This is a genomic window from Cohnella sp. AR92 (genome assembly GCF_003990975.1).
Classification (GTDB): domain Bacteria; phylum Bacillota; class Bacilli; order Paenibacillales; family Paenibacillaceae; genus Cohnella.
Window position 1 is genome coordinate 74,046 of record NZ_RZJR01000006.1, and the last position, 21,175, is coordinate 95,220.

21 protein-coding genes are annotated in these 21,175 nt (G+C 54.4%); 10 read left to right on the top strand and 11 right to left on the bottom strand.

Translation table 11 applies throughout. The features are described from left to right. Positions 1-61: 61 nt before the first annotated feature. The 4 genes from ELR57_RS10760 to ELR57_RS10775 form a co-directional block, all read right to left on the bottom strand. Entirely contained in the window at positions 62-1,228 is a 1,167-nt protein-coding gene (locus ELR57_RS10760; protein ID WP_126959075.1) for a cation:proton antiporter, read from the bottom strand. A gap of 183 nt (positions 1,229-1,411) precedes the next feature. Then, positions 1,412-2,332, bottom strand: coding sequence for an ABC transporter permease (locus ELR57_RS10765; RefSeq protein WP_158629995.1), 921 nt, complete (start codon positions 2,330-2,332; stop codon positions 1,412-1,414). Further along, entirely contained in the window at positions 2,329-3,216 is an 888-nt protein-coding gene (locus tag ELR57_RS10770; RefSeq protein ID WP_126959077.1) for an ABC transporter permease subunit, read from the bottom strand. The genes ELR57_RS10765 and ELR57_RS10770 overlap by 4 nt, the downstream gene beginning before the upstream one ends. Positions 3,217-3,412: 196 nt before the next feature. Further along, a complete protein-coding gene (locus ELR57_RS10775; protein ID WP_126959078.1) occupies positions 3,413-4,258 on the bottom strand; it encodes an SDR family NAD(P)-dependent oxidoreductase in 846 nt (281 codons plus the stop codon). Positions 4,259-4,418: 160 nt separating this feature from the next. Between ELR57_RS10775 and ELR57_RS10780 the strand changes: the two genes are divergently transcribed. Beyond that, the gene (locus tag ELR57_RS10780) at positions 4,419-5,342 is read left to right on the top strand and encodes a LysR family transcriptional regulator (protein WP_126959079.1); all 924 of its coding nucleotides are present in this window, start codon (positions 4,419-4,421) and stop codon (positions 5,340-5,342) included. A gap of 92 nt (positions 5,343-5,434) precedes the next feature. Here ELR57_RS10780 and ELR57_RS10785 read toward each other — a convergent pair whose 3' ends face one another. Then, on the bottom strand, positions 5,435-6,472 hold the full coding sequence (locus tag ELR57_RS10785) for a 2,3-butanediol dehydrogenase (protein ID WP_126959080.1): 1,038 nt from the start codon (positions 6,470-6,472) through the stop codon (positions 5,435-5,437). 137 nt (positions 6,473-6,609) lie between these two features. On the opposite strand from ELR57_RS10785, the gene ELR57_RS10790 reads away from it, so the two are divergent. Beyond that, on the top strand, positions 6,610-7,518 hold the full coding sequence (locus ELR57_RS10790; RefSeq protein WP_158629996.1) for a LysR family transcriptional regulator: 909 nt from the start codon (positions 6,610-6,612) through the stop codon (positions 7,516-7,518). A 12-nt stretch (positions 7,519-7,530) separates the two neighbouring features. Beyond that, the gene (locus ELR57_RS10795; RefSeq protein WP_126959082.1) at positions 7,531-7,998 is read left to right on the top strand and encodes a hypothetical protein; all 468 of its coding nucleotides are present in this window, start codon (positions 7,531-7,533) and stop codon (positions 7,996-7,998) included. A gap of 93 nt (positions 7,999-8,091) precedes the next feature. Here ELR57_RS10795 and ELR57_RS10800 read toward each other — a convergent pair whose 3' ends face one another. From ELR57_RS10800 to hxlA, 3 genes are all read right to left on the bottom strand, one after another. Beyond that, complete coding sequence (locus ELR57_RS10800) at positions 8,092-8,481, bottom strand: winged helix-turn-helix transcriptional regulator (RefSeq protein WP_126959083.1); 390 nt, start codon at positions 8,479-8,481, stop codon at positions 8,092-8,094. 117 nt (positions 8,482-8,598) lie between these two features. Continuing rightward, positions 8,599-9,168 carry a 6-phospho-3-hexuloisomerase gene (gene hxlB, locus ELR57_RS10805; protein ID WP_126959084.1) on the bottom strand — a complete coding sequence of 190 codons (570 nt, stop codon included), beginning with the start codon at positions 9,166-9,168 and terminating at the stop codon, positions 8,599-8,601. Between the two features lie 3 nt (positions 9,169-9,171). After that, a complete protein-coding gene (hxlA, locus tag ELR57_RS10810; protein WP_126959085.1) occupies positions 9,172-9,801 on the bottom strand; it encodes a 3-hexulose-6-phosphate synthase in 630 nt (209 codons plus the stop codon). A gap of 458 nt (positions 9,802-10,259) precedes the next feature. Here hxlA and abc-f point away from each other — a divergent pair, with 458 nt between their 5' ends. Continuing rightward, entirely contained in the window at positions 10,260-12,173 is a 1,914-nt protein-coding gene (gene abc-f, locus ELR57_RS10815) for a ribosomal protection-like ABC-F family protein (RefSeq protein WP_126959086.1), read from the top strand. Between the two features lie 91 nt (positions 12,174-12,264). Here abc-f and ELR57_RS10820 read toward each other — a convergent pair whose 3' ends face one another. Continuing rightward, positions 12,265-12,870, bottom strand: coding sequence for a TetR/AcrR family transcriptional regulator (locus tag ELR57_RS10820; protein ID WP_158629997.1), 606 nt, complete (start codon positions 12,868-12,870; stop codon positions 12,265-12,267). 175 nt (positions 12,871-13,045) lie between these two features. Between ELR57_RS10820 and ELR57_RS10825 the strand changes: the two genes are divergently transcribed. Next, on the top strand, positions 13,046-13,954 hold the full coding sequence (locus ELR57_RS10825; RefSeq protein ID WP_126959088.1) for an SDR family NAD(P)-dependent oxidoreductase: 909 nt from the start codon (positions 13,046-13,048) through the stop codon (positions 13,952-13,954). A 94-nt stretch (positions 13,955-14,048) separates the two neighbouring features. Here the strand turns inward: ELR57_RS10825 and ELR57_RS10830 are convergent, their stop codons facing one another. Further along, complete coding sequence (locus ELR57_RS10830; protein WP_192896561.1) at positions 14,049-14,681, bottom strand: C40 family peptidase; 633 nt, start codon at positions 14,679-14,681, stop codon at positions 14,049-14,051. Between the two features lie 152 nt (positions 14,682-14,833). Here ELR57_RS10830 and ELR57_RS10835 point away from each other — a divergent pair, with 152 nt between their 5' ends. The 3 genes from ELR57_RS10835 to ELR57_RS10845 are packed head-to-tail and all read left to right on the top strand — an operon-like array spanning position 14,834 to position 18,548. Beyond that, a complete protein-coding gene (locus ELR57_RS10835) occupies positions 14,834-17,242 on the top strand; it encodes a xanthine dehydrogenase family protein molybdopterin-binding subunit (RefSeq protein WP_126959089.1) in 2,409 nt (802 codons plus the stop codon). Further along, entirely contained in the window at positions 17,229-18,062 is an 834-nt protein-coding gene (locus tag ELR57_RS10840) for an FAD binding domain-containing protein (RefSeq protein WP_126959090.1), read from the top strand. The genes ELR57_RS10835 and ELR57_RS10840 overlap by 14 nt, the downstream gene beginning before the upstream one ends. Positions 18,063-18,065: 3 nt before the next feature. Further along, on the top strand, positions 18,066-18,548 hold the full coding sequence (locus ELR57_RS10845) for a (2Fe-2S)-binding protein (RefSeq protein ID WP_238162481.1): 483 nt from the start codon (positions 18,066-18,068) through the stop codon (positions 18,546-18,548). Here the strand turns inward: ELR57_RS10845 and ELR57_RS10850 are convergent. Continuing rightward, positions 18,545-19,561: an FUSC family protein gene (locus tag ELR57_RS10850; RefSeq protein ID WP_126959091.1), complete on the bottom strand. Its 1,017-nt coding sequence runs from the start codon at positions 19,559-19,561 to the stop codon at positions 18,545-18,547. The two genes, ELR57_RS10845 and ELR57_RS10850, sit on opposite strands and share 4 nt — an antisense overlap. 140 nt (positions 19,562-19,701) lie before the next feature. Between ELR57_RS10850 and ELR57_RS10855 the strand changes: the two genes are divergently transcribed. Both ELR57_RS10855 and ELR57_RS10860 read left to right on the top strand, forming a co-directional pair. Then, a complete protein-coding gene (locus ELR57_RS10855; protein WP_126959092.1) occupies positions 19,702-20,100 on the top strand; it encodes an RrF2 family transcriptional regulator in 399 nt (132 codons plus the stop codon). 77 nt (positions 20,101-20,177) lie between these two features. Continuing rightward, a complete protein-coding gene (locus tag ELR57_RS10860; protein ID WP_126959093.1) occupies positions 20,178-21,092 on the top strand; it encodes an NAD(P)/FAD-dependent oxidoreductase in 915 nt (304 codons plus the stop codon). The last annotated feature ends 83 nt before the right edge of the window (positions 21,093-21,175 follow it).

The following is a 21,175-nucleotide window of genomic DNA, read 5'->3' on the forward strand; positions in this document are numbered from 1 at the left end:
CTCCTTCGCTATCGGTGATGAATATGCGAAGATAAGCCTTCTTTATGTTAGCCCCTTAGGATCAACGGCTTTCGATTCGATGATTCTCCGCTTGGCGGGAGAACGTCCACTTGAGAACCGGGGGCGTGATCAGCGTCGTAACGATAACCATGATGATCACGGCCGTAAAATACTTCTCTTCGAGCAGGCTCGCCTCCAGTCCGGCGGCGGCGATGATCAGCGCCACCTCTCCCCGGGAGATCATGCCGGATCCGACGGCAAGAGCGGAGCGGGTGTCGAAGCCGGTCAGCTTGGCGCCTAATCCGCCCCCGATCAGCTTGGTTAGGATGGCGATAATCGTAATCGCGACAACGAAGCCGATCTGAGAGCCTAGTCCTTCGAAGGTGACGTTAAGCCCGATGCTTGCAAAAAAGACGGGAACAAAAATGCCGTAGGCGATCGGTTCGAGCTTGTGCTCCACATCGTGAACGAGAGGAGTCTGCGAGATCGCGATTCCGGCGGCGAAGGCGCCAATGATGCCGGCCATGCCCATCGATTCCGCGAAATAAGCGAACCCGAAGCAGATGACGAGGGCGAAGCCGATGGCGGCCTCGGTCACGCGAAGGCTGCCGAGCCTCTTCATCAGGGGAGGTACAAGCAGCCAACCGGCCAGCAGCACGGCGACGAAGAAGATCGCCTTTTTGCCGATGAGAAGGCCCAAGGAAATGTCGCTTCCCGTCCCCAGAACGCTCATCATTACCGCCAGCAGGATGACGACAAGGACATCGTCGACGACGGCGGCCCCCAAGATCGTCGTTCCTTCGCGAGACCCCAGCTTATTCATCTCCTTCAAGACTTGAACCGAGATGCTGACGGAAGTCGCGCAGAAGAGGATGCCGAAGAACAAGGCGTACTTCTGCTCGAAGCCGAATAGGACGGCAGCCGAATAGCCTCCGACGAAGGGAAGAAGGATCCCTCCGATCGCGACGGCGAAGGCAGGCTTCCAATTGCGCTTAAGCTGATCCAGGTCCGTCTCCAGCCCCGCAAGGAACATAAGCAGCAGGACGCCGATCTCCGAGAAATAGTGGAGGAAGGATTCGTCCGCATGAAGAACCCCGAGTACGGCCGGTCCGAGCACGATCCCGGCGATGATCTCTCCTAGTACGGCAGGCTGCCCGATTCGGACCGACAAATGACCGGCGATTTTGGTAGCTGCGATAATGATGCCCAAATAAAGAATGAATTCCATGCGATGACCTCCTTCATGATGACTAGAATGTCCTAATGCCTAAAAAAAACAAAGAGGAGCCCTTGGTGACAGGCTCCTCCGCAAAACAGTTCATTCCGTATTCGATTATGAATTCCATATGAGTATACAGAATACGATTCGCCGGCGCAAGAACAATCGATAAAGAAAAACGCCAGGTCTGGCTCAGAGATGAGCGGACTTGGCGTACTTTTTCTTGAAGACCGCTTCGAGGCCGCCCGCTACCAGGTGGAAGCCGACGATCAGCACGATATAAGAAGCGAGGGGGATAAACAGCATCCATTGGTTCGCATAGAAGCTCGTCCTTGCTTGCCCGATCAAGCCGCTCCATTCGTTCGTTCGGCTGTGGAACTCGGCGGGATCGAAGTACATGGTCGTGCCGCCTACGAAGATATTGAAGATGGCCAGCTGCCCGAACAGCGACAAGACAAGGATGACCTCCTGGACGATAAGGATGAGGAAGCTCTCCTTCAGATGGGGGAACAGGTGCGATCGGATGATTTTCCAATTGCCCGCCCCGAGAGAATGAGAGGCCAGGACGAATTGGCGATCCCGAATGACCCTTGTCTTGTCCTTGGTCACCGCGATGACGGAAGGAATTCCGACCAAGGTCAGGACGACTCCCAACAGGATCGACATCAATAGAGGAGAGAGTCCCGGATTCATCGTGATTCCCGCCATCGCGAACCAAGCGATCAGGAAGATCGGGATGCCGTTCAGGATGCCGAGAGAAGCTCCTTTGCGAATGGGTTTGTTGGGGTTCTTCCCATAATAGCCGGTCAGCATGCCGAGCAGGCCGCCGACGAATACTCGCGCGACCGCGATCGCCAAGGAGACGAAGATCGTATATTTCGCTCCGTAAAGCAGCTTCGTCATGAGATCGTAGCCGTTCTTATCGGTCCCGAACGGATATTCCGCGCCTGGAGCCGCGGGCGGCGAGACGATCGTTCCTTTGCCGTTCTCATCCACGATATATTCCGTCTTCAGCTGGTCCTGCAAGCTATGAGGGGCGAAGTAGCCGCCGAACAATGCCGCGAGAACCATAAAACCCGTTAGGACGAGTCCCGTAATCAATGTTTTATTCATCGAATGAACACCTTCTCCCATCCGCGCAGGAACAGTCTTAGAACGCCATACACGATCGCGTATACCGCGATAAGCGCCAGCAAGCTGTTGACGACCAGATTGAATTGATAGCCGCCATGGGCGAAGGTATCGGAATAGATCAGCTTGGTGACGCCATGCAGGTTGAACAAGTACTCGACGATGAACAGGTTGCCCATCAGGATGCCGAGCAGCTTGTGAAGATCCGCCTTGATGAAGGGAAGAACGTTAGGCAGCGCGTGGAAAAAGACGATGTACGTCTTGCCCAGGCCGCGAGCCTTCGCGAAGCTGATATAATCTTCCGTCAGAGTCATCTTCATCTGCTGCGAGACGGTGCGGATCATATAATTGGCGGGGAGGATGACCATGGAGATCAGAGGAAGCATGATCGCCGATTGGTCGGTCGAGAGACTCGCGACCCGGAAAAGAACGACCCCCGTCTGGGTAGCGATATATACGATGATGAATTGAAGGAGCAGAATCACGACGAAGTCCGGCAGAGCGCCGACCAGCTCGACGATTCGCTTCAGCCACTCGGCGCGCGACATGCCGAGATAGACGCCGGCAAGAATGCCGATCGCGGTTCCGAGCAGCGCGCCTATCGCTACGTAGAAGAGGGACACGTCGAAATAACTCCAGATTTGGTTCCAGAAAGAATGTTCGGTCCTGCCGGATAAGAAGCGGAACGTATCGCCCGTCCCGATCCCGGCGAAATATTCCTTGATGCTCGATAGACCGCCCGAAACGTTCAGATGAAGAGAGTCTCCGTTCTCTCCAAGCTGAATCAGGATCGGGAGTAGGGCGATGACGAAGATGAAGGCCAATGCGCCAGGCACCGCCATCGCCAGTTTTGCGGCTTTTCCCATGCTCCGACACGACTCCCTCTGCGCTTTTTCCGCTTTGAATATATCTATCTAGTATACCTTCGATGGTATTAAATGACTATCGGTTTAAACTATTTTTTAAGTGCGTTAGCAGGGGGAGAGGACCGCAAAGAAAAAAGAAAAGCCCGCGGAATGCGAGCTCGTTGCTCTTTCAACTTCACTATTTCTAGACTCCGTTCTAACGTTTGTTTATCGGCTTGCCTTGCGCTGCATTCGTTACGGACTCCCATGCCTCCCAAGCAGTTAAACGATTGGCATAGGCTTCCCGCGCCAAAGGCAAGACCCCCGCGCCGACCGCAAACCGCAGAGGCGGTTCCTCGGCATCTACAATATGAAGAATCGCATTTGCCGTCGCCTGCGGATCGCCGCGTTCTGCGGTCGATAATCGACCGAACACCTGATTTCGAAGATCGGCGTAGACTTCCATTCCCGGTGATGTCTTCATGGACAAGGGACTTCCAAAATCGGTTGCAAAGGCGCCGGGCTCAATCAGCGTGACCTTGATGCCGAAGCCGTTAACCTCTTGCGCGAGGCTATCGTGCAGGGCTTCGACCGCCCATTTGGAAGCGCAATAGAAGCCGATGAGCGGCGCCGCCACAATGCCCATGGCGCTTGAGACGCCGAGAATGTGCCCGTTGCCCTGCATTCGTAGTAGAGGCAGGGCAGCTTGTATGACCCGAAGCGTACCGAAGTAGTTGGCGTCAAACAGGTCGCGGACGTCGGATTCGTCAGCCTCCTCCGTCGTACCGACGAGCGTGTAACCGGCATTGTTCAGGACGACATCCAGCCTGCCGAAATGAGCATGAGCCTGTCGAACGACCTTCTCGACCTGACGGGGATCCGTTACGTCGAGCGCTAAGGGAAGAACGGCGTCTCCAAATCGTTCCTTAAGCTCGGAGATGCTTTCCGGTGTGCGGGCGGTCGCGGCGACCTTGTCACCACGAGAGAGAGCGGCCTCGGCCCAAATGCGCCCGAATCCGCGAGAGGCTCCAGTAATGAACCAGACTTTGTTTTTGTTTTCCATCGTTTCATTCTCCTCCTATGCCATTCCTGAGTGCGTTTTTTTGCTTCTTTTATTTTTTTCGTTCTTCTGTAATGTTACGACCTATCCGCTTGATACGGAATTTCAAATAGGTTAGCATGGTGTTAACTATTGGTTTATGCAGAAGGATGTGCCTATTCGAATGAATGAACAACTGAAGACGTTTGTTCAAGTTGCGGAGTCCGGAAGCTTCTCTAAGGCAGCCGAAAAGCTATTTATTTCATCAACAGCCGTGATGAAGCAAATGAATATGTTGGAGAAGCAAGCCGGAGTCCCTCTATTAATCCGTACCAACCACGGCGTCAGGCTCACAGAGGCAGGAGCAGCCTTTATCAAAGATGCGGAATTTATGCTGCAGTATTTTCAAGAAGCTCTGATTCGCATGCGTCAGGCCGCACAGGCCGACCGGCATCTTGTTCGTGTAGGCACTTCCATCCTTAACCCTTGTAAGACTTTGCTTGAATTGTGGAATGAAATTAGCGATCGATACCCGCATTTCGGAATAAACATCGTTCATTTCGAAGATGACGCGCATACTCTCCCAACAACGTTCCGTACAATCGGACAATCGTTCGATATCCTTGCAGGGCCATTTCTTACCGATCGCTTCAAGGATTACTACCGTATGCTTGAATTGGGGAGTTACCGTTTATGCTTTGCCGTATCTCGGCATCATAGGCTGGCTTCTAAAAAAACACTATTTATCGAAGATTTGTATGGGGAAAGAGTAGCATTGGTGAACGGAGGGAAAAGCGCGGTCATTCAAGACATACGTGATTTCCTGATAAAGAGTCATCCTCAAATACGAATAAAAGATGTTCCGCGGCTCTTTGATCTTGATGTGTTTAATCGCTGCGAGGAAAGTAATACGGTTATGCTAACCTTGGAGGCGTGGGCGGATGTTCATCCATCCTTGGTGACGATCCCTAGCGAATTGGATTTCTTCGTTCCATACGGTCTGTTATATCCATTGCACCCATCCGAGGAAGTCAAACAATTCATAGAGATCATAAAAGAATGGCAGGGTGATGGTTTACCGAATTTAGTGATTTCGAATCGCAGCTAGAGCTAGAACATCTTACCGATCAATACAGAGGCAGCCGATACATACGTTCGGCTGCCTTTTAATCATGCTAAAGGGAAACGATAGCTCAAGTATTAGTTGATCTGCACCAGAATCTTCGCTTGGCTTTTGTCTTTGACGAGCAGCTCCAAGCCGTCCTCAATAATCTGATCGAGTTGAATCTTCTTCGTGATCACTTTGGCGACTTCCAGCTTGCCGTCCGCGATAAGCGCGATAATCTCGGGGAAAATATGGCGGTAAGCCAGGATGGAAGTCACGTTGGCTTCCTTGCCCATCAGCTCGAGCATGTTGATCTGGGCCGGCTGAGCGAAGGCTGCGATGACCATCACCTCGCCGCCTCTCTTAACGGACGACAAGGCGGAAGAGAAGGTAGGCTGCACGCCTGCCGCCTCATACGCCACGTGAACGCCCCCGCCGGCGAGAATGATCTCCGTCGCGTTCTGCTTCAGGCTGTTGATCGGGATGGCTCCCAGCTTCTCGGCCAGGGCAAGACGCTCGTCCGAGACGTCGACGGCGTAAATCTTGGAAGCGCCCGCGGATTTCGCGCCGAGGATCGTCAGCAGACCGATCGGGCCGACGCCGTAAACGGCGGCGGAGTCGCCGACCTTGAGCTTGCTCTGGCGAACGGCGTGCATGGCTACCGCCGTCGGCTCGACAAGGGCGCCTTCTTCGAAGCTTACGTTATCCGGAAGCTTGTGAACCATGTAAGGCTCGACAAGGACATATTCCGCGAATCCGCCGTTGTCGTTCAGACCGACGAATCCCATTCTCGCGCATTGATTATAACGTCCCGAACGGCAGCTCTCGCATTCGCCGCAATAAATAATCGGTTCGATCGCGACGCGGTCTCCCGCTTGGTAACCGGCGACGCCTTCGCCAACTTCTTCGATCACGCCGGCGAATTCATGGCCCAGCGTGAGAGGGGCTTGCATGCCGGAGATCGGATGCGGCGTTCCCGTCTGGACGCCGATCCCGTGATGATAAGCGTGAAGATCGCTTCCGCAGATCCCCGCGTATTTCACTTTGACTTTGATTTTGCCCGGCTTGATCTCCGGAATCGGAACTTCCTCTAGACGTACGTCTTTGACCGCATGGTAAACGGCTGCTTTCATTCGAGTCATCTCCTAACTGGATGAATGAGTGCGATAGATCGTTTTCCATTCGATTATACCGCTCCAGTGGGATTAGCAGTATTTAAGGTTTATAATGTGGGTATAAGCTGCCGTAATATCCAATGGAGGAGAAACTCATGAATATCGAACAGCTCGAATATATCGTGGAGATCGCCAAGACGGGCTCCCTGTCGGCGGCATCCGCATCTCTGCACGTGACGCAATCCGCCTTGTCCCAGTCCGTCTCCCGCTTGGAGGAAGAGCTCGGAGTCAAGATTTTCCAACGCACGCACGCCGGAGCGCATGCGACGGAAGAAGGGAGGAGGGTGCTGGACAAAGCGTTGGATGCGCTCCACGCCATCGACGAATTGAAAGACAGCGCGCTTAATGACCGCAACCTGATTCAAGGAGAGCTCGATGTGGCCTCCTTCCCGGGCGTCATGTCGCTGTTAGTCAAAGCGGTCTCATCCATCAAGCAGGATTACCCCTTGCTTAAGGTGAATGTAGAAGAGAGCGATTCGCGGTCGATATTGGAGGCGATCCGTTCGAATCGAATCGGTCTCGGTTTGATCGCGATGTACACCAAGGATATCGAGAAGCTGTCGGGGCTAGCGTTCGAACCGATCGTACAGGGGAAGCTCGTGATCTGCGCGAATAAGAACTCTCCGATCGCCCAGCACGCGGCCGTCCATCCCAAAGAGCTGCTGAAGTACGAGTTCGCGCTATATCGGGATAACTTCCTAGAGGACTTCTTGATCGACTACAAATCGACCTATGGCGAATTGTCCATTCTATTCTCCACCAACAACGGGGAAGCGATTCAGACGGCTCTTAACGAGAACCTCGCGGTCACGATCGGCCATGACTTCTCCTTCTACGGCAGCAGCCGCCTGTTAGGGGAGCCATTCGTGCTGGTCGATATTGCCCCCTATGCGCAGCAGCCGATGCAGGTCGGCTGGGTCAAGTCGGAGAAGAAACAGATGCCCTCGCTGTACCAGCTCTGCGTAAACAAGTTTAAGCACGAATTCGATCGCAATCGAATTTAAGGAGGAGTTCCCATGTCTCGAATCATTCGGATTCCGGCGTTCGCCCTTTCTCTTCTGTTCGCGGTCTTCGCCGCCGCTTGCCAAAGCGAGGAAGCATCCACCAAATCGAACTGGAAAGCCGCGCCCGCTTTCGAATTGGAGTCGATCAGCGGGGAAGGCGAAACCTTCTCGTCCAGCTGGATCGGAGATCCGGGCAAGGTTGCCGTCATGAATAACGCTTTTCGCGCCGGCGAGACGCAGAAATACATGTGGCTGTTCTGGGGAGAAGAAGAGGAGCTTGTCGGCCAAACCTTCAAGATCGTCGCCAATAGCGAGCGTGGAGACAGCGAGACGATCTTCGAAGGCAAGCTGGGAGGAGAGAATTTCGGCGCGACGGCGTCCAGTCCCTCCGGGCTGTCGATCGGGTCCAAAGGTCTCTGGAAGCTCGACGCGTATGTAGGAGATCGGTTGCATGGGAGTTTTGTAGTGGAAGTCATATAGCCGATCGATGACGCAAGGAATTCGCCGGAATCTAAACATCGAATCTTGGTCGAGAATAAGGAGAAGGAGCCCGCGGCGACGCGAGGCTCCTTCTTATTGTTCACGCGATTTCGGCTGATCGTCTACGTCGTCTTTCCAGACAACCTTCTCGCCGTAATTTTTGCCCCAATCGTACATGCTGCGCAGCACGGGCATCAGGCTCTCGCCGTATTCGGTCATGGAATATTCCACGCGAGGAGGGACTTCGGGATAGAGCTTGCGGCTGACCAGCTTGTCTTCTTCCAATTCGCGAAGCTGATTGGCGAGCATCTTCTGCGTTATGTTCGGAATCAGCTTGCGAAGCTCGCTGAATCGTTTGGTTCCCTCGAGACCGAGGTGCCACAGGATAATGAGCTTCCACTTGCCGCCGATAACGGCCAGGGTCAGCTCCTTCTCGCAGTTGATCTCCTTCAAGTTGATGCGGTTCTTGACTTCCAACGCCATTCGCCATTCCTCCTCAGAAGCAGTTTCCTAATGATAGTTAGTATACATTAGAAACTAATCCGAAGCAAAATAGCGAGCCGCAGCCGGAAGTCCGATCATGAATCGATGGCGCAAAGATTATTCGAGGTTGGCGTGTTTGCCGAACATGGTATCGCCGCGCAGCTGCTTGAGCTCCATGAGCTTGAGCACGACGGCGTCGTAGAAGAGCAGCAGGCCTTGTTCGAACAGAGAGCCCATCGGTTGAATCGTTGCCGCGGACTCGGAACTCGATTCTTTGACCGCAGCGGGCAAAACCGCAAGGTCATCTGCCAATCGGGCAAGCGCCGATTCCGGATTTACGGTTACGAGAAGGACAGCCGAGCCGATTCGTTTTGCTTTCTCGGCCATCCCGACCAAGCTCCCGGTTCCGCCCGAACCGGAACCGAGGACAAGGGTGTCCGATTCGGCGATTCCGGGCGTAATCGTCTCGCCGACGACATAGGCCGTCATTCCAAGATGCATAAGACGCATCGCGAATGCCTTGCCCATCAGGCCGGATCTTCCCGCGCCTGCGACAAAAACGCTCTTTGCTCCCAGAATCCTCTGAGCGAACGAATCCACCGAATTCGCATGGCCTTCGTTGGCTGCCATTAGCTTGTCCAATTCGCGGACGATGATCGATGTCTTCGGTTCGGGGTTCGTCGACATGAATTAGCCCTTGATCATGCGCTGCATTTGCGAAGCGACGTCGGCCTTGTCTTCGGCACCGGTGATGCCGCCGCCTACGATAACCAGGTCCGGCTTAGCGGCGATCGCTTCCTGAAGCGTATGGAGCTTGATGCCGCCGGCAACCGCCGTCTTGGCTTGGCGAACGACGGATTTGATCGTCTGCAGCTCTTCGAAGGAGTTCTTGCCTGCCGCTTGCAGGTCATATCCCGTATGCACGCAAATATAGTCGACGCCCAGAGCGTCGATCTCTTGCGCGCGAGTTGCGATGTCCTTGACGTTGATCATGTCGACCATGATCTTCTTGTTCTGCTTCTTGGCTTCGGCTACGGCGCCTTTGATCGTGGAATCGTCGGTAGCTCCCAGGACCGTAATGATGTCGGCGCCCGCCTCCGCGGCTTTCATGATCTCATAGCCGCCGGCGTCCATGATCTTCAAGTCGGCGAGAATGCTTAGGGAAGGGAACGCTTCTTTGAGTGCCTTAACCGCATGAAGCCCTTCGTTAATGATGATCGGAGTTCCAATCTCTACGATATCGACATAAGGCTCGACTTCCTTGACGAGCTCGATTGCTTCCGGGATGTTGACAAGATCCAATGCAAGTTGCAGTTCCATGATGATCGCTCCTTATATCTGTTAGTTAAGATGGCAAGGATGATCATACCCGGCTTCCGCGGGAAGCGGAAGTACGCACTTGGCCGTGAGTTGGTTACGCCGGGGTAACTTTTGGCTTGTAAAGGGCGTTAGACCCGAAGAACCCGGTACGCTTCCAATCGTGTCGCGCATATGATACAATTCATCTAATTGATGTAAAGGGAGGTGAGGTAGGTGAATCTCGCCATGGTCAACGATCGTCTTAGCCAGCTTCATTTGGAAATGACTGGCATCGCTCCGAAATCTCTCGCGAACGGGATCCGTCTGTCCATTTTTGCTAATACGATAAAACCATTCGCGAGAAGACGCCTGCCTTGACCGCCACGGATCAACGACATCCTGGAAGGGCTGCGGCTTGTTGCCGCAGCTCTTTTTTTTGCGCGCGGGGCAGGGTCTTCCTTAAACAGGAGGCTCTTGCCATGATGATGATAAATGCACAACAGATTAGAAAATACCACGCGGCGAACTTGATCTTGGACGAGGTAACTTTCCAGCTTCATGAAGGGGAGAAAGCCGCTCTGATCGGGCGGAACGGCAGCGGGAAGTCGACCCTGCTTCGCCTCTTGTCCGGACACGAACCCATTGACGGAGGCGCCTTGTCGATAAAGAAGGATCTGCGCATCGGTTACTTGCCGCAGATCCCGGCGGAGTTCGAGCAGATGACCGTCTATGAAGTACTCGCCCACGGGTTCAAAGAGCTGATCCAGCTCAAGCAGGAGATGACGGAGCTGGAGATTCGGATGGCCAGTCCGGAAGCCGCCGACAATCCGCAGCTGTTAAACCGAATTCTCCAGAAGTATACGGATGTTCAAGGGCGATTCGAAAGCGGCGGCGGATACGAGATGGAGACGGCGATCGATCAAGCGGCGAACGGCCTTCGCATCGACCGCGAGAAGGACGGGCGACGTTTCGGTAGCTTGTCCGGCGGCGAGAAGTCGCGGGTGATCCTCGCTTCCCAGCTGGTAACCCGCCCCGATCTGCTGCTTCTTGACGAACCGACGAACCATCTGGACCTGAAGGGGATCGAATGGCTCGAGAATTTTCTGCAGCGTTACGACGGCTCCTGCCTGATTGTCTCCCACGACCGGTATTTCCTGGATGCCGTGAGCACCCGGACGATCGAGTTGGAGGATGGGGAAGCCCAGCTGTACCAAACGAATTACAGCGGTTACTTGAAGGAGAAGGAAGAGAGGCTTCTTCAGCAATTCGCGCTGTATCAGGAACAGCAGAAGAAAATCAAGCAGATGTGGGAAACGATCCGAAGGCTGGAGGAATGGGGTAGGAACGGAGACAACGAGAAGTTCTTCAAGAAGGCGGCTTCGATCCGCAAGGCGATCGAGCGGATGGAGAAGGTCAAGCGGCCTGTCATGGAGCGGAGAACGGCCGACTTCGGAATCTCTCCCCTGGATCGTTCCGGCAAGCAAGTCATCGAGTTCGAAGGCTTGACCAAACGGTTCGCCGACCGCGTTCTCTTAAGCGGCGTTGACGGCAGCTTGTTCTATGGGGAGAAGGTCGCGCTGCTTGGCGACAACGGCTCCGGCAAGACGACTTTCCTCAAGCTGGTGCTGGGAGAGCTCGAGCCGGATGAAGGGAGGATCAAGCTAGGCTCCCGCCTGGAGCTTGGCTATCTGGCTCAGCAGGAGCCGATCCCGGATCCCGCGCTTACGGTTCTCGAGTACTTCCGTACCGAGGGACGTATCGAAGAAGGGGAAGCCCGGCATGTCCTTGCTCAATATTTGTTCTATGGGGCCGACGTGTTTAAGCCGCTTCGGTCGCTATCCGGAGGGGAGTGGTCGCGACTGAGACTTGCCTTGCTTGTCCGCTGCAAACCGAATCTTCTGCTTCTAGACGAACCCACGAACCATCTGGATATGGCTTCGCGCGAAGCGTTGGAGGAAGCTCTCGAGGAGTATCCGGGGACCATCCTCGCGATCTCCCACGACCGTTACTTCATCAATCGTCTTGCGAAGCGGGTTTGGGAGCTGCAGGAAGGAAGCTTGACTTCCTACATTGGCAATTACGACTACTACAAAGAAAAGCGGCCCAAGCCGGCCCAGCAGGCGAACACAATAGAGACCGCTGGCAGGAAGGAGCCGCAGCCAAGGACCCAAAGACCGAACGAGATTACCCGGTCTATCGATGAACTAAACATTACGAAGCTTGAAGCGGAAATCAGGTCGCTCGAGGAAAAGCTCCGGCAAGCAGACGAAGCTCTAGCCAAGATTAGCGAATCAGGCGATACAGCCGAGTTGGAATCGAGCTGGAAGGGAAAAGAAGAACTTCAAGCCAAGCTGGATGAACGGTTGGACCGGTGGCTGGAGCTCCAAGAATAAGGAATCGCGTTACGTGAAGAATCCGACCGACATGCCGTTCCACCTTCTTGACAGCGGAGGCGGAACGGCATTGCAGCAATGAATCAGCCAATTACTCGCCGCGCTTAATAATCAAAGCTGATATTCTATGGGAGTAAATGAGAGTAAGCTGTTCGCACATGAAATTTGTTGAATACTTAAAGTTCGATTGGATCCAATACTTGATTACGCCAAGGGTAGCGTGAACCACATAGCTAGCGTAGATCTCGTATTCCACCTCCGATGGATCTTGTTCCAACTGGAGTTGAATGTCCTCAAACAAGATTTTTCGTATTTCATATTCCAAACGGTCATAGAGGTCTGGTATTTTCTGAATAAGGTCGAGAGCCTTGAATAGATTCCGGTGATTCTCGATATGCTCGAAGAGCAGTTTCGTCGATGGAACGATGCCATCAAGAATCACTCGATCTACATTCTTATATGGATCCCGAAGCGCCTGGCGGATGCCTTCAAGCGCGTCCGTGAACAAATCTTCGATGATCTCATGCTTGTCCTTGTAATGGATATAGAAAGTTCCCCGGTTTAAATCAGCTCGGTCTGCGATTTCACTAACTGTAATTTCCTGGACATTGTTATTCTCCAGAATGAGGTCGACGAGCGCATTTTTTAGGATCTTTCCCGTTTGCTGCTTGCGGGCCTGTCGTCGAGAACCAATCAACATTAACGCTCCTTTTGTTCAAGGATAAAACCAAATTAAACAGTTCATTCCGAGCTGTTCATTCATCAACACATTCGGTTTCCCTGATTATTGATTCACACTCAGTCCAAATTTATTATAGTTGGGCAAGAGTTCTTAACACAAATTTCGATAATATCAGGGAGGATGTTGAACGATGAGTACGATTCAGGAAAAGAGATTCGATGGACAAGTTGCGGTGGTAACCGGCGCCGGCGGCGGCATGGGAAGAGAGCATGCGAAGCTGCTGGGATCCCGCGGCGCTTCCGTTGTCGTAAACGATCTGTCCCAAGGAGCGGAAGAAACGGTCAAAATGATTGTCGACGCTGGCGGCAAGGCTGTCGTTAATCACGACGATGTCTCTACGGAAGCCGGCGGCGCTGCGATCGTGAATACCGCAATCGAGAAATTCGGCCGGATCGATATCCTCATAAGTAACGCCGGCATTATCAGCAACGTGCCATTCGCCAAGTTGACGGAGGCTCAATTCGATAAGGTCATGAAGGTTAACGCTTATGGCGCGTTCCATGTTACGAAAGCGGCATGGCCTCATTTTATTAAACAAAATTATGGACGTATCGTTCTCGTTACCTCATCTACCGCTTTTGTCGGTCAACCGAATATCAGCCAATATGCGGCTTCCAAGGGCGCGGTGCTCGGCATGGGCAAATCAATCTCCGAAGAAGCGCCAGCGTACGGCATCACGGTGAATATGCTTGCTCCTGGGGCATTCACGGCTATGGCCGGCGCGATGGAGGATGAGGAAGCGCGCAAGAGAATCGAAACGATGATGCCGGCATCTCTGGTCTCTCCGATTGTGGCTTGGCTGGCTCATAAAGATAACACCCTGAACGGCGAAGTCATCGAGGCCGTTTCCGGCCGCGCGGCGCTAAACTTCTTCGGATCTACCAAGGGTTATTGGAATAAAGAGCTGACGATCGAAGACTTGGATGCCAACAAGGATAAGATCATGGACAAGGAAGGATTCGGCACTCTGGTAAATACGCCTGCGATGACTAGCTGGTGGACGGAAAACACCGGCTGGGCGGCAGAATTCAATAAATAATATTTAAATAAATAATACAGCGATGCATATATGATGAAGGAGCCGTCCTCAAGTCTGAATCGACTTGGGGGCGGCTCCTTTGATTGCATTAGCTTTATTCCGAAACTTGCTGAGTTTGGTTATCCTCGAGAACTCGGCGAGCCGTCACGAAGGTTTTGTCCCAGACGCTGCCTTCGAAGTTCGAGACGGTAACGCCGATTCCGACGCGGTAGGTCTGCAAGAGCTGTCCGTTCCCGATATAGATGCTGACGTGATTGATGACGCCGTCCTTGTTCGTATCGGAGAAGACCAGGTCTCCCGGCTGCAGGTCCGACTTGGCTACTTTCGTGCCCACTTGAGCTTGCTGTCTCGAAGAACGGGGGAGATCGATGCCGTTCTGCTTGAAGACGTATTGAGTGTACGAGGAGCAATCGAACGAGTTCGTTTGTCCGCCCTTGGCTCCGAATTGATAATCCACGCCGAGGAATTGCTTGCCTGTCGCGATGACGTTATCCGCGATAGAGGCGCTCGCCGCGGCATCGGAGGGATTCGCGGTATCCGAAGTGGCGTTAGCCGATTCGTCATTAGCGGCGTTCGATGCGGCTGCGTTCGTTGCGGCAGCGGCCGATTGCGGAGTCAGCAGGGCGCTTCCGGACAGCAGAATGGCCAAGCTTAATCCGACTCCCATCGCCGTCTTGCCGAATCTATTCTGCTTTAGGTTATCCAATAGGTTGAGTTTATTATTCATGTTAGGATGTCCTCCCTTGGGATGTTTGTTCGATCGGGCGGTACGAAACCAGCATAACACACCGTTTCGAGCCATCACTTACCAAGGAACGCCGAAATCCCGCAATACCGGCTGCTTCGCCATCGATATGAGAAAACGATTAGAAAATCATCATGAAAGGACGGTTGACAAGAATCTCGCCGATATACGGACAGCCCGAGCCGTATACATATAGAACAAAGGAGGCGGTCGACATCGGGAGTTCAGTAGGCCAAAGCATTCGAAGAAAAGAAACGGCGGAGAAGGTGACGGGAGCGGCTAAATACGCGAACGACAACCCGGCCCCGGGTCTGCTGCACGCGAAGCTGGCCGTCAGCACGCATGCTCACGCTCGCATCCTATCGATCGATGTCTCGGAGGCCATGCGGATCCCGGGCGTATTGGCGGTCGTTACCGGGCAGGATTATCCGGTGTTGACCGGGTCGCCGTTAAGCGATCGGCCGCCACTTGCCTTGGATAAGGTGAGGTATGTGGGCGAACCTATCGCGCTGGTCGTCGCGGAATTGGAATCGATCGCGGAGATGGCGGCCTACCGGATCCAAGCGGAGTACGAGCCTCTGCCGGCGGTTTTCACGACCGAAGAGGCCCTTCGGCCAGGCGCGCCGGTTCTCCATGAGAGGATGAGCGAGTACGAGAAAGACGAGGAGGTCTATCCGGAGCCGGGCAAAAATATCGCGAACCGAACCAAAATCCGCAAAGGGAACATGGAGGAAGGGTGGAGCCAATGCCGGCATATCGTTGAGGTCCATATTCATATGCCTCAATCCGATCACGCATCGATGGAGGTGAGAAGCAGCACTGCCGAGATCAAGCCCGACGGCAAGGTATTCCTTCGAACCGCGAGCCAATCTCCATATGCCGTCAGAGGCGCCGTCAGCCAAGCCTTTCGCCTTCCGCTTCATCATGTCTTCGTTCATACGCCTCTCGTAGGGGGCGGTTACGGCGGGAAGGCCGCCATTCAGCTGGAGTTTCTTGCCTATATGGCATCTCGTTCCGTAGGCGGCAGAAGGGTGAGGATTACCAACTCCCGCGAGAAGGACATGATGTCTTCTCCGGTCCATATCGGGTTGGATTCCACGGTCAAGCTGGGCTGCACGGCGGATGGAAGACTGATGGCCGCCGACATCGAGCATCGATACAACTGCGGCGCTTATGCGGATAGGGGCCCCATTATGAGCCGGGCGGGAGCCGTGGATTGCACGGGGCCTTATCGGATCGATAACATGCGCTGCGATTCCTTATGCGTCTATACGAATCATCCCTACTGCACCTCTTTTCGCGGCTTCGCCCATTCGGAGCTGACTTTCGCGATGGAACGAGCGATGGATTCGCTGGCGAAGGAAGCGGGCTTGGATCCGTTGGAGTTTCGATTCCGCAACGCCATCGGACCCGGGGATACGACCCCTACGCAAACGCTTCTCACTAGGAGCACGGTAGGCGATCTGCCCAAGTGTATCGCTAAGTTAATGTCATTAAAGAACTGGCAGGGTTCCTCGTCTCCCCATAAGGACGGTCCGGTCGTCAAGGCAATCGGATACTCGTGCTTCTGGAAAAACTCGAGCACTCCCCTGAATGCCGGCGGAGGAGCGTCCCTTGTCTTCTACCCGGACGGGACCGTGAATCTTCAATGCGGCGCGGTCGAGATCGGTCAAGGCACGCGCACCTCGCTGACCCAGATCGCGGCCGAACGGCTCCGCATGGATGTCGGCTTGATTCATATCTCGACGGATATCGATACCGAGAAGGATCCTTACTTCTGGAAGACCGTCGCCAGCCGCAGTACCTTTCTGGTCGGCAACGCCGTTCTAAGAGCAGCGGACGACGCGATAGAACAACTCAAGAGGCTGGGGTCGCTCGTTCTGCAAGGCTTGCCGGAAGATCTGGATGTCGGCTATGGGAGAGTCTTCCTGAAGGCGCGCCCCGACATCTCGATTCCAATCGCCCGGCTTGCCGAAGGAGTTGCTCTCCCGAACGGACGAACGGTCGGAGGCGGTGCGATCATCGGCCGCGGAAGCTACACGATGCAGAATCTAACGCCTTTGGATCCGGAGACGGGAAGAGGGGTACCCGGACCGGAATGGACGGTCGGCGTTCAAGCGGTCGAAGTGGAGTATCATCCGATCGACTGTACTTATCGGCTGTTAAGGGCGGCGACGGTCATCGATGCCGGCAAGGTAATCAACCCGGCGCTGGCTCGGGCGCAGGTGACCGGCGGGATGAGCATGGGTCTTGGGCTCGGCAGCCGCGAAACGTTCTATTTCGATTCCAACGGGGTCTTGCTTAGCCCTCAATTCCGCAGCTACAAGCTCATTCGATATGGAGAGCAGCCGCAATACGACGTGGAGTTCGTCGAAACGCCTCATCTTGAAGCGCCTTACGGATTAAGGGGAATCGGCGAGCATGGCATCATCGGGATGCCTGCCGCATTGGCGAATGGATTGAGCAGAGCCGCGGGAGTCGAACTGAATCGGCTTCCTCTGACGCCGGAGCGAATCTGGAGGACGGTCCATGATCCCTTTTGACTTGGAGTACTACGTCCCTGCCGATGTCTCGGAAGCATACGATTGGTTCCGGAAGCTTCAGGAGCAAGGGAAGGACCCGGTCTATTACTCCGGAGGAACGGAGATCTTGACGTTCGCTCGCCTCAATCGCGTTCGTACGGGCGCCGTTATCGACCTTAAGGCGATTCCGGACTGCCGTTCCCTGCAGATGAGCGGCCAACTGCTCGAGATCGGCTCTTGCGTCTCGTTATCGGACTTGTGCGCGGCCAACCCGTTCCCGCTTCTTAGCTTGGCCGCGAGGGGGGTTGCCGATCAAACCTCTCGCAACAAAATCACATTCGGAGGCAACATCTGCGGCCGGATCATCTATCGGGAAGCCGTGCTGCCGCTGCTGCTGACCGACAGCGCGGTCGTCCTCGCAGGGGAGAACGGGATGCGCGCGGTTTCCATCCATGAAGTATTCGAAGGTCGCTTAAAGCTTCGGAAAGGCGAATTTCTCGTCAAGACTTTGACCGATATCCGCTTTTTGCCGTTGCCGTACTACCATGAGAAGCGCCGCAAGATCGGCCATGTCGGTTACCCGATCGTAACCGTCGCCGCGCTTAAGAAAGACGGCAAGCTCCGCATGGCCTTCAGCGGCGTCTGCGCCTTCCCCTTCCGATCGGACCCGATGGAACAAGTCTTGAATGACTCCTCGATCCCGCCCCATAAGAGGATTGAGGAAGCGATCGGCAGGCTGCCGGGCCCCGTTCTCGACGATATCGAAAGCTCCGCGCCGTATCGGAGATTCCTGCTCGCGCGAACGATGGCCGATGCGATCCAATCCTTGGAAAGCAGGTGAACGATGAGAGAGCCGATGCCTGCCGCCGACTCCGTAGAAATGGAAGTCAACGGCGAGAAGCGCAGGGTGAATGTTCGAGCCTCGTCTCTGCTCCTTCATACTCTTCGGAATATGCTCGGCCTTACGGGCTGCAAACCGGGCTGCGAGAACGGGGATTGCGGAGCATGCACGGTATTGGTGGAAGGCTTGCCCATGAAATCCTGTCTCATGCTTACCGCGGAGGCGAACGGCAGGAAGGTCACTACGATCGAAGGGTTGGCGAATTCCCCGGCAACCTATGCATTCGCCAAGAACCAAGCGTTCCAATGCGGCTATTGCACGCCCGGCTTTATCGTGAATTGCGAAGGCTTGAGGAACGCTTACCCTCAAGCGGATCTAGAAACCGTGCGCCTATGGCTCGAATCGAATATCTGCAGATGCACGTCCTACGAGGAGATTCATGCAGCCGTACAAGAGATGCTTGCCGGTTATCGCCGCACGCCTTAGTGAACGGGCTTGTTCAATTGTTGAATCAGTTGCTCGATAGACCAACACAGGACGACCAGATATTGATCGTTCTGCAAGCGTGCGGGGATTCGTTGCCGGAGGCCGACGGGCAAGGAAGACGCGGCAACGGTTACCGGCAGGTTCCCTTCGGTTTGCCACTTCCGCACCAGATCGGCTACTCCCGTCAGCTGACTCGACCATTCGCGCTGCTGATCCGTCGAGAAAGTGCCGCTGCCCGACCAATCGGAGAACGCTTGGATCATATCGCCGAGCTTGACATACGCCGCACGAAGCCGGAGCATCCCATCCTTCATTTGCTCCACGGCCTGACGTTTCTTACCGGCTAAAGCATGGAACTTCAGGCTTTGCTCCGCGTTCTCCAACTCGGCGGTCGTTCGATGCATCTCTTGAAACAAGGTCTTCGATCGATTCTGCAGGATGGCCAGAGCCTGCTGCGGGCAGCCGTTCTGAACCCATTGAGCCGTTTCATGAAAGCTTGCGGTCAATTGGCCCATAAAATAACGAAGCTTCTTGCGCGCTTGATTGACGGTATCGGGAGGGAGTATCAGCGCGTGAATAGCGGTGGCGGCAATCGTACCGATTAAGGTATCGCGGATCCGATCGGACCAATAAGTCGGCATCCGGCTGTGAAAGAACAAAACAAGCAGGATGCTAAGACCGACTTGCGTCATCAGAACTTGATCCCACTTCAGCCAGGAGGCCAAGAGGGTTCCCGCCAGCAGCAGGAGAGCGAGGCTCCAACCGTTTAGCGCCAAATAAGGAGCGATCCATACGGTAAACAGCACGCCGGCGAAGGTACCGACCATTCGATGCCAGGCAAATCGGATGGATTGATCGATGGTCGATTGAATGCACAGAATGGCCGATAGAGGAGCCAAATAAGGGTGCTTCGACCCGGCCCACTCCGCGAGTTCCCATGATAATGCGGAAGTCAGAGGGATTTTCCAAACGATTCCGTTCGCTCTGAGCCATGTCATCCATTTGCTTGCCACGAAGTTCGCTCCATTCGCTTCGACTCGATTCCCCTAGTATGGGCAAGTGAGTCCGAATGACATTCTTCATTCCGATTTTGACAAAGATACGGGTTTGCGGTTATTATGGATACATTAAGTCTGTAATTAGGCGGGACATCATGAAGTATTCGAAAGCGACCAATTATGCCTTGCATACGATCCTCTACCTGATCGCTCACGCGCCGGACCGAGCGATCGGAGTTCAGCAGCTTGCCGGACATCAGAAGGTATCGCCGACATATCTGTCGAAGATCCTGACGAAGCTGGTTAAAGCGGGATTGATCGAGTCCGCATCGGGCGCCAACGGCGGTTATCGGTTGAAGGGCAAGATAGAAGACATCTCCGTGCTGGACATCATCCATGCGGTAGAAGGAACGGCTTCGTTGTTCGATTGCCACAACGACGACGATCGATGCGTCATCCGTCAAGCGATGAGAGCGGCCGAGGACGAGATGGAGGAATTCCTGAAGAACACCAAGATGGCCGATTTGGCGAAGAAAGCCGTAGCGGCCAAATAAGAAGAACGGGAATCCGTTTTTCTTCGCTCTAATTACAGACACTAAATATCTATAATATCTATGAAGAGGTGAATGGAATGATAGTAAACTATGATTGCGCCATCGTCGGCGGCGGGCCGGCAGGATTAAACGCAGCTCTGGTGCTAGGAAGAGCCAGGCAGAACGTCGCTTTATTCGATAACGGGCAGCCGCGCAACGCGGTGACGCAAGAATCGCACGGCTATTTGACCCGAGATGGCGTTACTCCTGCGGAATTCAGGCGGATCGCCTACGAGGAGGTGTTGAAGTATCCTTCGGCGAAGCATTGGCCCGAGGAAGTAACCGACATCCGCAAGTCGGAGCAGGGGTTCGTCTTAACCGTCGGAGCCGGGGAACAAGTACAGGCGCGCAAGCTTATCTTGTCCGCCGGGCTTAAGGAGAAACTTCCGGATATCGAGGGTCTTCGCGACTTCTATGGGAGAAGCGTATTCAATTGCCCTTTCTGCGACGGGTGGGAGCTGCGGGATCAACCGCTCGCGATCATCTCGGATCACCCGGCTGCTCTCCATAAGACCAAGCTTCTGCTTCATTGGACTCGGGATCTCGTTGTGTGCACCAACGGCGGCGACAACCTGACCGCCGAACAGGAGGAGCAGTTGGCGTCGAGAGGAATCGGGCTCGTGAAGACGCCGATCGCCGCTCTCGAAGGCCGGAACGGCAAACTCGAACTTATCCGCTTCACGGATGGGAAGGAGATCCTTCGGAGCGGCGGCTTCATCGATCCGATTCAGCTTCCTTACGTGAATTTCGAGGACTCGTTAGGCTACCGAACGGCCCGACACGGGGGAATCGTCGCCGACGAGATGGGCAGAACCTCGGTCCCCGGCCTCTTCGCCGCCGGAGATGCGGCTTACGTGATGCCTTCCCAACTGATCTATGCCGCTGCCTCCGGCAGCAAAGCCGCCATGTCGGTCATGGCTGAGTTAACGGAAGAGAACTGGAACAACCAATAGGAGAGAGGGGAGAATGCCGCGCTAACGCGGCATTTTTATTTTCCGAAGAATGAACTCCATAGAAATGCGCTTTATTTTCCAAG

Bases quoted from the DNA above. Each gene is read 5' to 3' on its own strand.
- ELR57_RS10780 (WP_126959079.1), top strand. From the start codon at position 4,419: ATGAATGAACAACTGAAGACGTTTGTTCAAGTTGCGGAGTCCGGAAGC.
- ELR57_RS10840 (WP_126959090.1), top strand. From the start codon at position 17,229: ATGATCCCTTTTGACTTGGAGTACTACGTCCCTGCCGATGTCTCGGAA.
- ELR57_RS10830 (WP_192896561.1), bottom strand. From the start codon at position 14,681: ATGAATAATAAACTCAACCTATTGGATAACCTAAAGCAGAATAGATTC.
- ELR57_RS10825 (WP_126959088.1), top strand. From the start codon at position 13,046: ATGAGTACGATTCAGGAAAAGAGATTCGATGGACAAGTTGCGGTGGTA.
- ELR57_RS10760 (WP_126959075.1), bottom strand. From the start codon at position 1,228: ATGGAATTCATTCTTTATTTGGGCATCATTATCGCAGCTACCAAAATC.
- ELR57_RS10795 (WP_126959082.1), top strand. From the start codon at position 7,531: ATGTCTCGAATCATTCGGATTCCGGCGTTCGCCCTTTCTCTTCTGTTC.
- hxlA (WP_126959085.1), bottom strand. From the start codon at position 9,801: ATGGAACTGCAACTTGCATTGGATCTTGTCAACATCCCGGAAGCAATC.
- ELR57_RS10770 (WP_126959077.1), bottom strand. From the start codon at position 3,216: ATGGGAAAAGCCGCAAAACTGGCGATGGCGGTGCCTGGCGCATTGGCC.
- ELR57_RS10775 (WP_126959078.1), bottom strand. From the start codon at position 4,258: ATGGAAAACAAAAACAAAGTCTGGTTCATTACTGGAGCCTCTCGCGGA.
- ELR57_RS10765 (WP_158629995.1), bottom strand. From the start codon at position 2,332: ATGAATAAAACATTGATTACGGGACTCGTCCTAACGGGTTTTATGGTT.
- ELR57_RS10855 (WP_126959092.1), top strand. From the start codon at position 19,702: ATGAAGTATTCGAAAGCGACCAATTATGCCTTGCATACGATCCTCTAC.
- ELR57_RS10860 (WP_126959093.1), top strand. From the start codon at position 20,178: ATGATAGTAAACTATGATTGCGCCATCGTCGGCGGCGGGCCGGCAGGA.
- ELR57_RS10785 (WP_126959080.1), bottom strand. From the start codon at position 6,472: ATGAAAGCAGCCGTTTACCATGCGGTCAAAGACGTACGTCTAGAGGAA.
- ELR57_RS10835 (WP_126959089.1), top strand. From the start codon at position 14,834: ATGAAAGGACGGTTGACAAGAATCTCGCCGATATACGGACAGCCCGAG.
- ELR57_RS10845 (WP_238162481.1), top strand. From the start codon at position 18,066: ATGAGAGAGCCGATGCCTGCCGCCGACTCCGTAGAAATGGAAGTCAAC.
- abc-f (WP_126959086.1), top strand. From the start codon at position 10,260: ATGATGATGATAAATGCACAACAGATTAGAAAATACCACGCGGCGAAC.
- ELR57_RS10790 (WP_158629996.1), top strand. From the start codon at position 6,610: ATGAATATCGAACAGCTCGAATATATCGTGGAGATCGCCAAGACGGGC.
- hxlB (WP_126959084.1), bottom strand. From the start codon at position 9,168: ATGTCGACGAACCCCGAACCGAAGACATCGATCATCGTCCGCGAATTG.
- ELR57_RS10800 (WP_126959083.1), bottom strand. From the start codon at position 8,481: ATGGCGTTGGAAGTCAAGAACCGCATCAACTTGAAGGAGATCAACTGC.